General features: G+C 72.7%; 13 protein-coding genes. 8 read left to right on the top strand and 5 right to left on the bottom strand.

Going from position 1 to position 13,332, the window contains the following annotated elements:
* Positions 1-56: 56 nt before the first annotated feature.
* The gene (locus QSK45_RS21185; RefSeq protein WP_285559174.1) at positions 57-1,616 is read right to left on the bottom strand and encodes a recombinase family protein; all 1,560 of its coding nucleotides are present in this window, start codon (positions 1,614-1,616) and stop codon (positions 57-59) included.
* Between the two features lie 108 nt (positions 1,617-1,724).
* On the opposite strand from QSK45_RS21185, the gene QSK45_RS21180 reads away from it, so the two are divergent.
* The gene (locus QSK45_RS21180) at positions 1,725-3,371 is read left to right on the top strand and encodes a DNA repair helicase XPB (protein ID WP_285559172.1); all 1,647 of its coding nucleotides are present in this window, start codon (positions 1,725-1,727) and stop codon (positions 3,369-3,371) included.
* Between the two features lie 15 nt (positions 3,372-3,386).
* Here the strand turns inward: QSK45_RS21180 and QSK45_RS21175 are convergent, their stop codons facing one another.
* A complete protein-coding gene (locus tag QSK45_RS21175) occupies positions 3,387-3,569 on the bottom strand; it encodes a hypothetical protein (protein WP_285559171.1) in 183 nt (60 codons plus the stop codon).
* Positions 3,570-3,914: 345 nt separating this feature from the next.
* Here QSK45_RS21175 and QSK45_RS21170 point away from each other — a divergent pair, with 345 nt between their 5' ends.
* The 3 genes from QSK45_RS21170 (at position 3,915) to QSK45_RS21160 (ending at position 7,559) form a co-directional block, all read left to right on the top strand.
* Positions 3,915-6,032 carry a HelD family protein gene (locus QSK45_RS21170; RefSeq protein ID WP_285559169.1) on the top strand — a complete coding sequence of 706 codons (2,118 nt, stop codon included), beginning with the start codon at positions 3,915-3,917 and terminating at the stop codon, positions 6,030-6,032.
* 77 nt (positions 6,033-6,109) lie between these two features.
* Positions 6,110-6,361: an NfeD C-terminal domain-containing protein gene (locus tag QSK45_RS21165; protein ID WP_285559167.1), complete on the top strand. Its 252-nt coding sequence runs from the start codon at positions 6,110-6,112 to the stop codon at positions 6,359-6,361.
* 13 nt (positions 6,362-6,374) lie between these two features.
* Positions 6,375-7,559: an SPFH domain-containing protein gene (locus tag QSK45_RS21160; RefSeq protein ID WP_285559165.1), complete on the top strand. Its 1,185-nt coding sequence runs from the start codon at positions 6,375-6,377 to the stop codon at positions 7,557-7,559.
* A gap of 272 nt (positions 7,560-7,831) precedes the next feature.
* Here QSK45_RS21160 and QSK45_RS21155 read toward each other — a convergent pair whose 3' ends face one another.
* The gene (locus tag QSK45_RS21155) at positions 7,832-8,530 is read right to left on the bottom strand and encodes a copper homeostasis protein CutC (protein WP_285559163.1); all 699 of its coding nucleotides are present in this window, start codon (positions 8,528-8,530) and stop codon (positions 7,832-7,834) included.
* A gap of 224 nt (positions 8,531-8,754) precedes the next feature.
* Here QSK45_RS21155 and QSK45_RS21150 point away from each other — a divergent pair, with 224 nt between their 5' ends.
* Together QSK45_RS21150 and QSK45_RS21145 are read left to right on the top strand one after the other, a co-directional pair.
* Positions 8,755-9,399, top strand: coding sequence for an HD domain-containing protein (locus QSK45_RS21150; RefSeq protein WP_285559161.1), 645 nt, complete (start codon positions 8,755-8,757; stop codon positions 9,397-9,399).
* Between the two features lie 26 nt (positions 9,400-9,425).
* The gene (locus QSK45_RS21145; RefSeq protein WP_490993595.1) at positions 9,426-10,496 is read left to right on the top strand and encodes a GNAT family N-acetyltransferase; all 1,071 of its coding nucleotides are present in this window, start codon (positions 9,426-9,428) and stop codon (positions 10,494-10,496) included.
* Between the two features lie 7 nt (positions 10,497-10,503).
* On the opposite strand, the gene QSK45_RS21140 is transcribed toward QSK45_RS21145, so the two are convergent.
* On the bottom strand, positions 10,504-10,782 hold the full coding sequence (locus QSK45_RS21140; protein ID WP_285559157.1) for a DUF4031 domain-containing protein: 279 nt from the start codon (positions 10,780-10,782) through the stop codon (positions 10,504-10,506).
* Positions 10,783-10,789: 7 nt separating this feature from the next.
* On the bottom strand, positions 10,790-11,173 hold the full coding sequence (locus tag QSK45_RS21135; RefSeq protein ID WP_285559155.1) for a DUF8819 family protein: 384 nt from the start codon (positions 11,171-11,173) through the stop codon (positions 10,790-10,792).
* Between the two features lie 56 nt (positions 11,174-11,229).
* Here QSK45_RS21135 and QSK45_RS21130 point away from each other — a divergent pair, with 56 nt between their 5' ends.
* Both QSK45_RS21130 and murQ read left to right on the top strand, forming a co-directional pair.
* Positions 11,230-12,135, top strand: coding sequence for a MurR/RpiR family transcriptional regulator (locus QSK45_RS21130; protein ID WP_285559154.1), 906 nt, complete (start codon positions 11,230-11,232; stop codon positions 12,133-12,135).
* 77 nt (positions 12,136-12,212) lie between these two features.
* Positions 12,213-13,136, top strand: a complete 924-nt coding sequence (gene murQ, locus QSK45_RS21125) for an N-acetylmuramic acid 6-phosphate etherase (protein WP_285559152.1) — start codon at positions 12,213-12,215, stop codon at positions 13,134-13,136.
* Positions 13,137-13,332: the final 196 nt, after the last annotated feature.

Raw genomic sequence — 13,332 nt, 5'->3', positions numbered from 1 at the left:
CCCCCACCTTGTCCGTCCGGTGGGGGCGCCGCTGCGTGTGTCCGGTGACGTCGGCGTCAGCCCTGGCTGTCGGTCCCCTCGGTCTCCCGTTCGCTCTCCTTCGCCGCTGCCGCCCGCCGCATGTGCCCCTCCTCGCCGAAGTAGACCGACAGACGCGACGTGTCCAGCTTCTTACCTCCACGCCGCGCGGGTGCCACCTCCACGTAGCCGCCCGCGTTCAACAGCAGATCTCGCTTACCGGCCACGTCCGAGCGCTTCCATTGCTCGGCGTGCGTCTCTCCGGTCGGCTCCGCCTTCACTCCGCCCGGCTTCGCCGTTCGCTGCCTCTCCTTCAGGGTCGCCAGTCGCTCTTCCAGCTTGGCGTACTGCTCCGCGTACCGGATCGCTCCGTCATCGCCTCTGAACAGGCCCCGGTCGTAGCGATCCTTTTGCAGGTCGGCCAACGCTTCCTCGGCCTGCCTGATCTGCGGCCGGAAGTCCTCGCCCGCCTCCTGGACCATCCGCAGCACGGGAAGGTGCCCGTACTTCGTGAGGAATTGCTCCGTGACGTACTCCTCGGTGGTCACCCCCGCCACGGTCGGCCCGTAGCACTTCACGCCCGGCTTCTCCTCCCCCTTGGCCGCCCGCTGGCGGTACTTCAGGGGGCCGATGCACCGGTACCGAAGCTGGCCGTTGCGCCCGCTGAAGGTGTACATGCGCTCACCACAGACTCCGCAGTGCATGATGCCGCGCAGCAGCGACGTCCCCTGCCGGCGCTTCTCACCTGGGTTGGCCCGGCGTTCCAACTCGTCCTGGAGCATCTGCCAGGTGTCCGTGTCGAGGATCGGCGGCCGATTGACCAGCGGCAGGCCGTCCGTCCGCAGGATCGGCTTTCCGTCCTCGATGACCTGGCCGAGCAACTGGGGGTTGCCCAGCATGCTGCGCAGCGTGGTCGTGTACCACTGTTTGGAGTCGCTGCGCTTGCCCGTGGTCTGGCGTGAGGTGTGGCCGGGCGACAGGACGCCCTCCTTGTTGAGGTCGTTGATGATCTGCATGAGCGAGTCTTTGGCCAGGACCCGTTCCACGATCCGCTTGATCGTCTTGGCCTCGTCCTCGTTGACCGCAAGGACCTTGCCCGCCCCGTTGGGGTTGGGGACGACCATGTACCCGTACGGGACCCGACCGCCGGTGTAGCGGCCCTCGCGGCGCAGGTGCTCGTGCGCGCTGGACACCCGCATCCCGATGGTGTCGGACTCCAGCTCGGCGAAGACCGCGATCACCTTCGCCATGGCCCGGCCCATGGACGACGTGAGGTCGAGCGGCTCTGTCGCCGACGCGAGCGCAACGCTCTGGTGCTCGGCGAGTCGCATGATCTCCGCAAAGTCGACCGTCGAGCGCGCAAGCCTGTCGATCTTGAAGAACACGATCACGTCCAGCTCGGCGAGCCTGGTCAGGATGCGTTGCAGTCCCGGTCGGTCGAGCCCGCGCGAGAAGCCCGAGACGTCGATGTCCTCCTCGGCGGCGACGACCTCCCAGCCGCGTGCCTCGCACAACGCTTCACAGGCCGCGCGCTGGCGTTCCGGCGAAGTCGTCTCGTCGGTTTCGCGTGATAGGCGAACATAGATAGCGGCGCGCATCCCCGGCGCGCTGGCCGGGACGCCCTTCCGGCGTCGGGCACGGGGCATAGCCCGTGCTGTGACAGGCGTTGGTTCTGTCATGAGAGGGCCTTATCTCCGGAGGTATGTGTGTCCTGCCTAATCGTCCAGTCCGACAAGACCCTGCTCCTGGAAGTCGACCACGAGCGGGCCGACGACTGCCGGCGGGCCATCGCTCCGTTCGCCGAGCTGGAGCGGGCGCCCGAGCACATCCACACCTACCGGGTGACCCCGCTCGGGCTGTGGAACGCGCGGGCCGCGGGGCACGACGCGGAGCAGGTCGTGGACGCGCTGGTGCAGTACAGCCGCTACCCCGTGCCGCACGCGCTGCTCGTGGACATCGCCGAGACGATGGACCGCTACGGCCGCCTCACCCTCTCCAAGCACCCCGCGCACGGGCTCGTCCTGACGACCACCGACCGGCCCGTCCTCGAGGAGGTCCTGAAGTCCAAGCGGATCACCCCGCTGGTCGGCGCGCGGATCGACCCGGACACGGTCGTGGTGCACCCCTCCGAGCGCGGGCAGATCAAGCAGACGCTGCTGAAGCTCGGCTGGCCGGCCGAGGACCTCGCCGGATACGTGGACGGCGAGGCGCATCCCATCGACCTGCGCGAGGACGGCTGGACCCTGCGGCCGTACCAGAAGCAGGCCGTGGAGAACTTCTGGCACGGTGGCAGCGGTGTCGTGGTGCTGCCCTGCGGCGCGGGAAAGACGCTGGTGGGCGCGGCCTCCATGGCCGAGGCGAAGTCGACCACCCTGATCCTCGTGACCAACACCGTCTCCGCCCGGCAGTGGAAGCACGAGCTGGTGAAGCGGACGTCGCTGACCGAGGACGAGATCGGCGAGTACAGCGGGACCCGCAAGGAGATCCGCCCGGTCACCATCGCCACCTACCAGGTGCTGACGACCAAGCGGAAGGGCGTCTATCCGCACCTGGAGCTGTTCGACTCCCGGGACTGGGGGCTGATCGTCTACGACGAGGTGCATCTGCTGCCGGCTCCCGTCTTCAAGTTCACCGCCGATCTCCAGGCGCGGCGGCGGCTGGGGCTGACCGCCACGCTGGTGCGCGAGGACGGCCGTGAGTCGGACGTGTTCTCCCTGATCGGGCCCAAGCGGTTCGACGCGCCCTGGAAGGAGATCGAGGCGCAGGGCTACATCGCCCCCGCCGACTGCGTCGAGGTCCGGGTGAACCTGACGGAGTCCGAGCGGCTGGCGTACGCCACGGCCGAGACGGAGGAGAAGTACCGCTTCTGTGCCACCACGGACACCAAGCGGAAGGTCACGGAGGCGATCGTCCGCCGGTTCACGGGCCAGCAGATCCTCGTGATCGGTCAGTACATCGACCAGCTCGACGAGCTGGGCGAGCACCTGGACGCCCCGGTCATCAAGGGCGAGACCTCCAACGCCCAGCGCGAGAAGCTCTTCGACGCCTTCCGCGAGGGCGAGATCAACGTGCTGGTGGTGTCCAAGGTCGCCAACTTCTCCATCGACCTGCCCGAGGCCACGGTCGCCATCCAGGTGTCCGGCACCTTCGGCTCCCGCCAGGAGGAGGCCCAGCGACTCGGCCGGGTGCTGCGGCCCAAGGCCGACGGCCACCAGGCGCACTTCTACTCGGTCGTGGCCCGCGACACCATCGACCAGGACTTCGCCGCCCACCGCCAGCGTTTCCTGGCCGAACAGGGCTACGCCTACCGGATCATGGACGCCGACGAGATCCTCTCGGAGACCGAGGGCTGACGAGCGGGGGCGCCGTCATACGCGGCGTATGCCCGCCTCCTCGCCGTACTCGCCGAGGACGACGACGCCGAAGGCCGCCTCCGCGAACACCTTCAGCGCGCGCAGGGCGCTGCCGAGGAAGTGACGCGGGGCGCCGTCCACGGCCGTGGCTCCGGTCGGGGGCCGGGCGGGGGAGGGGGAAACGGTTGCTGCGCTCATGACTCCATGGTGGAACTCCGACGCCCTTCGCGGTATCGGTCCACGGGTCCGGTTCCGGAGCCCTTGCACCCCGCCCACGGGTGGACGCGACCCCTACGCCGGCCCTGGCTCGTCCCCTAGGGGACGAGCCAGGGCCCGCGCCACGAGGGCCCCGGGACATGGCCGGAAAGCGGCTCGCGCCAAATCCGTTGGCGTTCCCCCGCGCCACCTCACTAAAATCCCCTCTCTTGCCCGCCTCCCCTCCGCGGAGAGCCGCCGCCCGGCCGGAAACCGGACGGCAACGTCGTCACGGCGACATCCGTCACCGTCGTACCGCCACGCAGCAGGCCCACCGGAGGCACCCCCTTGTCCACGTCCGCCCACGACCAGGCAGCCGATCCCGCCACCGACCCGCTCTCCCGCGAGCGCTCCCACCTCGCGTCCTCCCGCGCCGCCCTGCGCGCGATGCGCGAGGACGTGGAGGCGCTGGACATCCGGGACGTCACGGCGAACTGGGTCAACGCCGCGGTGCTCAGCCGCCAGATCGACGACCGCATCAAGGCGCTGGCCGACCTCAGCGACACCCCGCTGTTCTTCGGGCGGCTCGACTACCTGCACGCCCCGGGCGCGGAGCAGGCCGAGGGCGCCGAGGGCGAGCAGTTCTACATCGGGCGCCGGCACGTGCACGACGCCGACGGCGACCCCATGGTCATCGACTGGCGCGCCCCGGTCTCGCAGCCGTTCTACCGGGCCTCCAAGAAGGACCCGATGGACATCGGGCTGCGCCGCCGCTTCGGCTACACCGGCGGCGAGCTGACCGCGTACGAGGACGAGCGGCTGTCCGACCCGGCCGAGGCGGCCACCACCAGCAAGCTGCTCCAGCGGGAGATCGAGCGCCCGCGCGTCGGTCCGATGCGGGACATCGTCGCCACCATCCAGCCCGAGCAGGACGAGATCGTCCGCAGCGGCCTCGGCGGCACCGTCTGCGTCCAGGGCGGCCCCGGTACCGGAAAGACGGCCGTCGGCCTGCACCGGGTGGCGTACCTGCTGTACGCGCACCGCGAGCGCCTCGCCCGCACCGGCACGCTGGTCATCGGCCCGAACAAGTCCTTCCTGCACTACATCGAGCAGGTGCTGCCGGCCCTGGGCGAGCTGGCCGTGCAGCAGGCCACCGTGGACGACCTGGTGGCCCATGTGGAGGTGCGCGGCACGGACGACGCGGCCGCCGCGGTCGTCAAGGGCGACGCCCGGATGGCCGAGGTGCTGCGCCGGGCGCTGTACTCGTACGTGACTCCGCCGACGGAACCGGTGCTGGTCGTGCGCGGTTCGCGGCGCTGGCGGGTCCCGGCGTACGAACTGGAGGAACTGGTACGGCAGTTGCTGGACCGGGAGATCCGGTACGGCGCCGCCCGCGAGGCCCTGCCGCAGCGGATCGCGCACGCGGTGCTGGTGCAGATGGAACGGGCCGGGGAGGCGCCGGACGACCGGGTGCAGGACGCGGTGGCGCGCAGCGGCGCGGTGAAGGCGGCCGTGAAGGCGATCTGGCCGGCCGTCGACCCCGCGAAGCTGGTGCTGCGGCTGCTCGGCGAACCGGAGTTCCTCGCCGAGCACGCGGCCGGGCTGCTGGACGAGGACGAGCAGAAGGCGATCCTGTGGGCCAGGCCGGCCCGCAGCGTGAAGTCGGCCAAGTGGTCCGCCGCCGACGCCGTGTTGATCGACGAGGCGGCCGACCTCGTCCAGCGCACCCACTCGCTCGGCCATGTCGTCCTGGACGAGGCGCAGGACCTCTCCCCCATGCAGTACCGGGCGGTGGGCCGCCGCTGCACCACGGGCAGCGCGACCGTCCTCGGCGACCTCGCTCAGGGCACGACCCCCTGGGCGACGCGTAGTTGGGAGGAGGCGCTGGGCCACCTGGGCAAACAGGACGGCGTCATCGAGGAGTTGACGGCCGGTTTCCGTGTGCCGACCGATGTCATCACGTACGCCTCCCGGCTGCTCCCGCACATCGCCCCGGGCCTCACCCCCGTCGCCTCGGTGCGTGAGAACCCGGGCTTCTTCGAGGTCCGCGCGGTCGGCACGGCGGACCCGGCCGACGCCGCGGACCGGAGCGTCGCCGCCGAACAAGTCGTCGGCGCGTGCCGGGAGTTGTTGACCCACGAGGGCTCGACCGGCCTGATCGCCGCCGACGCCCGGATCCCCGCGCTGGCCGAGGCGCTCACCGCCGCGGGGATCGGGTACCTCGCGCCGGGCGAGGAGACGACCCGCGAGACGCGGCTGACCCTCGTACCGGCCTCGCTCGCCAAGGGTCTGGAGTACGACTACGTGGTCCTGGACGAACCCCGGGCGGTCGTCGACGGCGAACCGGACGAGCGCACGGGCCTGCGCCGGCTGTACGTGGCCCTCACCCGAGCGGTCTCCGGCCTCGTCGTCACCCACTCGGCGCCCCTGCCGGAGCAGCTGGCCGAGCCCGTGCACGGGATGTGACCTCCCGCCCGTTGGTCCCCGGCCCGACTGGGACTATCGTCGGAATCCTGAGGCCAGGGCGAGGAGGACGGCCGGTGATGCCGCAGGACGAGGCCGTGATCGGCCGTACGGGGAAGGTCCTCATCGGAACGCGTGGATCCGCCGGGCCCGGCGAGGTACTGGTCCGGGTCAGGGGCGGCTCCGAGACGTTTCTCGCCTGGTCGGAGGATCCCCTGCCGCCGGGTGCGACGGTCCTCGTGATCGAATCACGGGGATGCCGCGAGATCGGCGTCATCGAGTGGGCAGATCCATTGGACGCGCTCGGCGGCGGCGCCGCCGACGCCTGCTGAGGAGTACAGGAAAATGTTCGGATACCGCGTACCCGCGCCGGACGAGGCGATGTTGATCTCGGGCGGACGACGGGGACTGGGGGGCGCGCCGTTCCGAGTGGTGACGGGCCACGGCAAGTTCGTGGTCCCCTTCTTCCGCAAGACCCGCTTCCTCTCGCTGGCGATGTGCGAGTCGGAGGTGACCGAGACCTGCGTGACCAAGCAGGGCATCGCCCTGCACGTGCGTGCCGTCATCGCCTTCAAGGTCGGCAACGACCACGAGAGCATCATCAACGCCGGTCAGCGCTTCCTCTCCGACCAGGACCAGATGTCGGTGCTCACCGGCCGGATCTTCGCCGGCCACCTGCGCGCCATCATCGGCTCGATGACCGTCGAGGAGATCGTCACCGAGCGGCAGAAGCTGGCCGCCGAGGTGCTGGACACCTCCAAGATGGAGATGGCCAAGATCGGTCTGATCGTGGACTCGCTGCAGATCCAGTCGATCGACGACGGCGACACCGGTTACATCGAGGCGATGTCCGCCCCGCACAAGGCGGCCATCCGGCGCCAGGCGCAGATCGCCCAGGCGCAGGCCACGCAGGCCGCGGTCGAGGCCGAGCAGGAGGCGGCGCGCCGGCAGGCGGAGTACGCCCGGCAGACCGCCGTCGTCAAGGCCGAGTACTCGGCCGAGGTGGACAGGGCGCAGGCGCAGGCCGCGCAGGCCGGTCCGCTGGCGCAGGCGCACGCGCAGCGGGAAGTGCTGGACGCGCAGACCGAGTTGGCCCAGCGCCAGGCCCTGCTGCGGCAGAAGCAGCTGGTGGCCGAGGTCGTGAAGCCGGCCGAGGCGGAGGCCGAACGGGTCCGGATCCTCGCGGCGGCCGAGGCCCAGCGGATGAAGATCCAGGCCGAGGCGGCGGCGTCGTACGACCGTGTCGCGCTGGACCGGATGCTGATCGACCAGCTGCCGCAGATCGTGAAGGAGGCGGCCGGCGGTCTGGCCGGCGCCAACGTCAACGTCCTGAACGGCGCGGACGGCCTCGGCGAGATCGCGGCCGGCCTGGTCTCCCAGGGCCTGACCATCCTCGACTCGGTCCGCCAGAACCTCGGCGGGCAGGAGTCGGACGGCAACCGCCCCGAGGGGCGCGGGGACAACGGCCTGCTCCAGCTCGACGCCCGCCGCGGGAAGAAGCCGGACGACGGCCCGGTGGACGTCGACTGACACCGCTCCGCGCGTCACCGCGACCGCCCCGCTCCCGCGCCGGACCCTCGGCCGGGGCGGGGCGGTTTCGCGCGGCACGCCTTGCGCGGGCGTACGACGGCTCGCACGCGGCCTCCCGGCGCCGCCGGTGCGCGTGCCCGCGGTCGGCGGCGCCGAGCCGCCCGCCGGGGCGACGGCGCCGCCCGTTCCGATGCTCTGCGGTGGGCGGGTACGGCGAGAAGGCCGTCCACGAGCCGTTCGGCGTGGGCGTCGGTGTCACGGGGACGCCGAGGCTAGCCGGCCGCGCCGTCCAGCACCCTCCGCCACTCCTTGACCGCGCCCTCCGACACCGGTCCGTGCCAGCCCCGCGGGCGGGCCGCGCCGCCGATGTGGAAGGCGTCGAGGCCGGCGGCGAGCAGGGGCGGGACGTGGTCGAGGCGGAGGCCGCCGCCGACGAGGATGGTCGGGCCGTAGCCCGGTTCACCGCGGCGGGCGGCCTCGGCCAGCAGGGTCGGCAGCCCCTCGTCCACACCGGTGGCGGCGCCCGCGGTGAGGTAGGTGTCGAGGCCGGGCAGGTCGGCGAGCTGCTTGCGCAGGGCGTCCCGGTCGGCGGCCCGGTCGATGGCGCGGTGGAAGGTCCACCGGCAGCCCTCCAGCGCGTCGGCCACCCGCTCCACCGCGGCCAGGTCCACCCCGCCGTCCGCGTCGAGGAATCCCAGCACGAACTGGTCGGCGCCCGCCTCCCGCATCTCCTCCGCGACCCGGAGCAGCCGCGCCACGTCACCGGCCGCGAACCCGTCCGCGAGGCGCAGCATCACGCGCAGGTCGACGTCGACGGCGGCGCGGACGCCGGCGACGGTGGCGGCGGACGGGGTGAGCCCGTCGGCGGCCATCTCGGTGACCAGCTCCAGGCGATCCGCGCCTCCCGCCTGGGCGGCGACCGCGTCCTCGACGTCGAGGGCGATCACCTCCAGGACTGCACGCTTGCTCATGGCACCCCATTCGTCGCGGCCAGAGATCCAGTAGAGGTCTAGTCCAATTCAAGGGTACGCCGCCGAGCGGGCGCCAGTACGCCGACGGGCAGGTACGCCGACGGGTACGCAGGGGGACGTACGGGTGCGTACGCCGTGGCCGCCCGACGTGGCTGGCGCGAGCCGGTACGCCGCCGGGCCGCGCCGGTACGCCACCGGACGGGCGCCGCGCGAGAATGGCCCCCATGGCCGACCTCGACGCCCTCCGCCTCCGCTTCGCCCGCGCCCTGGACGCCGCCCGCTCCCCCGAGGGCGGCCCGGACCCCGCCCCCTACGCGGACAACCTCCTCGCCCGCTGGCGGGAACCCCAGCGCCGCTACCACACCCTGGACCACCTCACCGCCGTGCTCGACCACGTCGACGCGCTCCAGGAGTACGCGGCCGACCCGGACGTCGTGCGCCTGGCCGCCTGGTTCCACGACGCGGTCTACCTCCCGGAGCGTTCCGAGAACGAGGAGCGCTCGGCGCGGCTGGCCGAGCGCGCGCTGCCCGAGGCGGGGGTGCCGGAGGCGAAGGCCCGCGAGGTGGCCCGGCTCGTCCGGCTGACCGTCACGCACGATCCGGCCGACGACGACCGCGACGGCCAGGTGCTGTGCGACGCGGACCTCGCGATCCTGGCGGCGCCGCCGTCGGCGTACGCCGTCTACACCGCCGAGGTGCGCGAGGAGTACCACTTCGTCCCCAACGACGCCTTCCAGCAGGGCCGCTGCGCCGTCCTGCGCCGGCTCATCGCCCTGCCGAGGCTGTTCCACACCCCCTACGGCCGGGAGCACTGGGAGGCCACGGCCCGCTACAACCTCGCCGCCGAGCTGGAAATGCTGTCGCCCTGAGGGCGCCCCCGGCCTAGGGTGCGCCCATGCGACCGATGAGCGGGGAACATGTGACCGAGGCCGTGGCGGGATGCCTGGCCGTACTGCGCAAGGCGGTTGACCGGGACTGGCGGAGCGTGCGCGCCGGGCGGGTCGAGTGGGACTGCCACACCACCGCCGTGCACGTCGCGGACGACCTCGTCGCGTACGCCGCCAATCTGGCCGGGCGCGCCCAGGACGCCTACGTGCCCTTCGCCCTGCGGCCGGACGAGGGCACCGACAACGCGGGGCTGCTCCAGGTCATCGAGGCCACCGGCGCGCTGCTCGCCGCCGCCGTGACCACCGCCCCGCCCGGTGTCCGCGCCTTCCACCCCTACCCGTTCCGCAGCGCCGACCGCGTGGGTTTCGCCGCGATGGGCGTGGCCGAAGTCCTGCTGCACGCCCACGACATGGCCGAGGGCCTCGGTCTCCCCTACGAGCCGTCGGCCGAACTCGCCGATTCCGTCCTGGCCTCGATCTTCCCGCACGTGCGGCCCGGCCCCGAGCCCTGGCCGACCCTGCTGTGGGCGACCGGCCGGGGCGAACTGCCGGGCCGGGCCCCGGTCACCGGGTGGCGCTGGCACAACAACCTCGTCCTGCCCACCGAACGCCTCGTCCTCACCGGCGTCCGCCCGGCCGCCGCCCGCGATCTCGCCCTCGACGGCGACGGCGGCTTCGACTGGATCGAGGGCGGTCCCGAGGAGGGCACCCGGGACGCCGCCAGGATGCTGCTGACGGCGTACGAAGCGGGCGTCCACCGGCCCGAGTTCACCACCTTCGCCCTCGTCCGCGCGGAGGACGGCCGCGCGGTCGGCGCCCTGGGCTTCCACAGCTCCCCGGACGAGGACGGGCGCGTGGAGATCGGCTACAACGTCTGCGCGCTCGCCCGCGGCCGGGGCTACGCCACGGAGGCGCTGCGCGCGCTGTCCCGGTGGGCGCTGGCCCGCGACGACGTACGGACCGTGTACGCGAGGGCGCAGGCGGCCAACACCGCCTCCCAGGCGGTCCTCGCCCGCGCGGGGTTCGAATCGGTGGGCGCGATCGACGACCGGCTCGTGGCGTACGAGCTGCGCTCCTGACGTCCGGCTAGGAAATCCCCCGCCGCACCAGCCCCTTGGGCCGCCGCAGTCCCGACTCGCGTAGCAGCCGCACCACTTCGCGGCTGCTGACCTCCACCGCACCGGCCGCCACCGCGTCACCGTACCGGTGCGACGGAAGGTCGTAGTGATCGCGCTCGAAGGCCCGCCGGGGCACCCCCAACCCGTCCGCGAACAGCCGCAGTTCGTCGTAGGACACGTCACTCACCAGGTGCGACCACAGGCGGCCGTGACCCGGCCAGGTGGGCGGGTCGATGTACACCGTCACGGGCGCCTCACGAGGAGGGCGCCCCGCCGACGGCGGAGCCCAGCGAGCCGACCGCCGCGACCTTCACGCCCGCCTGGTGGCAGACCCAGTGCGGGTCGGGGCCCAGTTCCGGCTCCACGTCCAGCGCGTGCGGGTCGCCGAAGGCGCAGACCGGGCACAGCGGCCAGCGGCCGTACCGTTCGAGCAGCGCGTCCTGGACGTCCTGGGCGACCAGTCCGGCCACGTAGCGCATGCCGTCCGGCCACTGCTCCACCCACCAGCGCCGCCGCGCCACGGAGTCCTCGACCAGCGAGACCACGTCCGCCTCCGCCACCCGGCCCGCGACCAGATCGGCGAGGACCAGGGCGCGGGCGGCGTGCAGGGCCTGTTCAAGGGGAGTAAGGGGCTCCATACAACCCATTGTGCGCACTCTTGACCCGGACACCGAACCGAAAATATCTTTCAGAGGTGACCCAGGACGTGAAGGAAAGTTTCGGCAGTCCGGTGGGCTCGCTCGCCGCCAAGGTGCGCACCCTCGCCCCGTCGATGACCCGGTCCATGCAGCGCGTCGCCGAGGCCGTCGCGAACGACCCGGCCGGCTGCGCCGCCCTCACGGTCACCGGCCTCGCCGAACTGACCGGCACCAGCGAGGCCACGGTCGTGCGCACCGCGCGGCTGCTCGGCTACCCCGGCTACCGGGACCTGCGGCTCGCCCTCGCGGGCCTGGCCGCCCAGCAGCAGTCCGGGCGGGCGCCCGCCATCACCACCGACATCGCCGTGGACGACCCGATCGCCGACGTCGTGGCCAAACTGGCCTACGAGGAACAGCAGACCCTCGCCGACACCGCCGCCGGACTCGACACCGGCCAGCTCGGTGCGGCCGTCACCGCGCTCGCCGGCGCCCGCCGCACCGATGTGTACGGCATAGGGGCGTCCGGGCTCGTCGCCCAGGACCTCACCCAGAAGCTGCTGCGCATCGGGCTCATAGCGCACGCGCACAGCGATCCGCACCTCGCCGTGACCAACGCCGTCCAGCTCCGCTCGGGCGACGTGGCGATCGCGATCACCCACTCCGGCTCGACGGGGGACGTCATCGAGCCGTTGCGGGTCGCCTTCGAGCACGGGGCGACCACCGTGGCCATCACCGGCCGCCCCGACTCACCGGTCACCCAGTACGCCGACCACGTACTGACCACGTCCACCTCACGGGAGACCGAGCTGCGGCCGGCCGCGATGTCCTCGCGGACCAGCCAACTGCTCGTGGTGGACTGTCTGTTCGTGGGAGTGGCCCAGCGCACGTACGAGACGGCGGCGCCCTCGCTCGCCGCGTCGTACGAGGCGCTGGCGCACCGGCACCGCAACAACTCCAGGTGAGCACCGGCGGCGACGTCGGGTGAGCACCGGCACCGGGGGAACACCAACCGGCATTCGAGACCGAGAGAGCCGCTCCCATGACCTCCCACGACCTGCGCAGCCAGCTGGCCTCGCTGACCACCGAGGCCTTCCGACCCGAACTCGCCGACATCGACCGCCTGCCCACACTCGACATCGCCAGACTGATGAACCGCGAGGACGCGGGCGTGCCCGGCGCCGTCGCCGGACAGCTCCCCCGCATCTGCGCCGCCATCGACGCGGTGGCCGCGCGGATGACCCGCGGCGGACGCCTGATCTACGCCGGCGCGGGCACCGCCGGGCGCCTCGGGGTCCTGGACGCCTCCGAGTGCCCGCCCACCTTCAACACCGATCCCGCCCAGGTCGTCGGCCTGATCGCGGGCGGCCCCGAGGCGATGGTCTCGTCCGTGGAGGGCGCGGAGGACTCCGGCGAGCTGGCCCGCACCGACCTCGACGCGCTCAAGCTCACCCCCGAGGACACGGTGGTCGGCGTCTCCGCGTCGGGCCGCACCCCGTACGCCGTCGGCGCGGTCGAGCACGCCCGCGCGCAGGGCGCCCTGACCATCGGGCTCGCCTGCAACGAGCGCAGCGCGCTGGCGGCCGCCGCCGAGCACGGCATCGAGATCGTCGTGGGCCCCGAGCTGATCGCCGGCTCGACCCGGCTCAAGGCGGGCACCGCGCAGAAGCTCGTCCTCAACATGCTGTCGACCATCACGATGATCCGGCTCGGCAAGACCTACGGGAACCTGATGGTCGACGTGCGCGCCTCCAACGCCAAGCTGCGGGCGCGCTCCCGGCGGATCGTGGCGCTGGCCACGGGCGCGGGGGACGCGGAGATCGAGCGGGCGCTGACCGAGTCGGGCGGCGAGGTGAAGGCCGCGATCCTCGTCCTGCTGGCCGAGGTCGACGGCCCGACGGCCGCCCGCCTTCTGGAGGACTCCGGGGGCCGTCTGCGCGCCGCGCTCACCCGCGCGACCGGCTGACGCGGACGCTCGGGGGCCACACGGACCCCGCCTCCACCGCGCCCTCCGTCCTCGCCCACGTCGGCGGCCCGGCCGACGTCACCCGCCCCCCCCCGCACGACCCGGCCTCGGACGTCCCCCGCGGCCCCCGGCGCGGCGGACGGGGCGGGCTGCGGGCGGTGCCGGGGCGCTGGGGGTGCTGGGGGCGGCGGAGGAC

The organism is Streptomyces hygroscopicus subsp. hygroscopicus, assembly GCF_030269125.1.
GTDB classification, from domain to species: domain Bacteria; phylum Actinomycetota; class Actinomycetes; order Streptomycetales; family Streptomycetaceae; genus Streptomyces; species Streptomyces hygroscopicus_C.
This window is presented reverse-complemented; position numbering and strand designations above follow the sequence as displayed.

What these genes read in the sequence shown, in the direction of transcription:
- QSK45_RS21185 (WP_285559174.1), bottom strand. Translation starts at nt 1,616, where the DNA reads ATGCGCGCCGCTATCTATGTTCGCCTATCACGCGAAACCGACGAGACG.
- QSK45_RS21175 (WP_285559171.1), bottom strand. Translation starts at nt 3,569, where the DNA reads ATGAGCGCAGCAACCGTTTCCCCCTCCCCCGCCCGGCCCCCGACCGGA.
- QSK45_RS21165 (WP_285559167.1), top strand. Translation starts at nt 6,110, where the DNA reads ATGCCGCAGGACGAGGCCGTGATCGGCCGTACGGGGAAGGTCCTCATC.
- QSK45_RS21160 (WP_285559165.1), top strand. Translation starts at nt 6,375, where the DNA reads ATGTTCGGATACCGCGTACCCGCGCCGGACGAGGCGATGTTGATCTCG.
- QSK45_RS21155 (WP_285559163.1), bottom strand. Translation starts at nt 8,530, where the DNA reads ATGAGCAAGCGTGCAGTCCTGGAGGTGATCGCCCTCGACGTCGAGGAC.
- QSK45_RS21150 (WP_285559161.1), top strand. Translation starts at nt 8,755, where the DNA reads ATGGCCGACCTCGACGCCCTCCGCCTCCGCTTCGCCCGCGCCCTGGAC.
- QSK45_RS21145 (WP_490993595.1), top strand. Translation starts at nt 9,426, where the DNA reads ATGCGACCGATGAGCGGGGAACATGTGACCGAGGCCGTGGCGGGATGC.
- QSK45_RS21135 (WP_285559155.1), bottom strand. Translation starts at nt 11,173, where the DNA reads ATGGAGCCCCTTACTCCCCTTGAACAGGCCCTGCACGCCGCCCGCGCC.
- murQ (WP_285559152.1), top strand. Translation starts at nt 12,213, where the DNA reads ATGACCTCCCACGACCTGCGCAGCCAGCTGGCCTCGCTGACCACCGAG.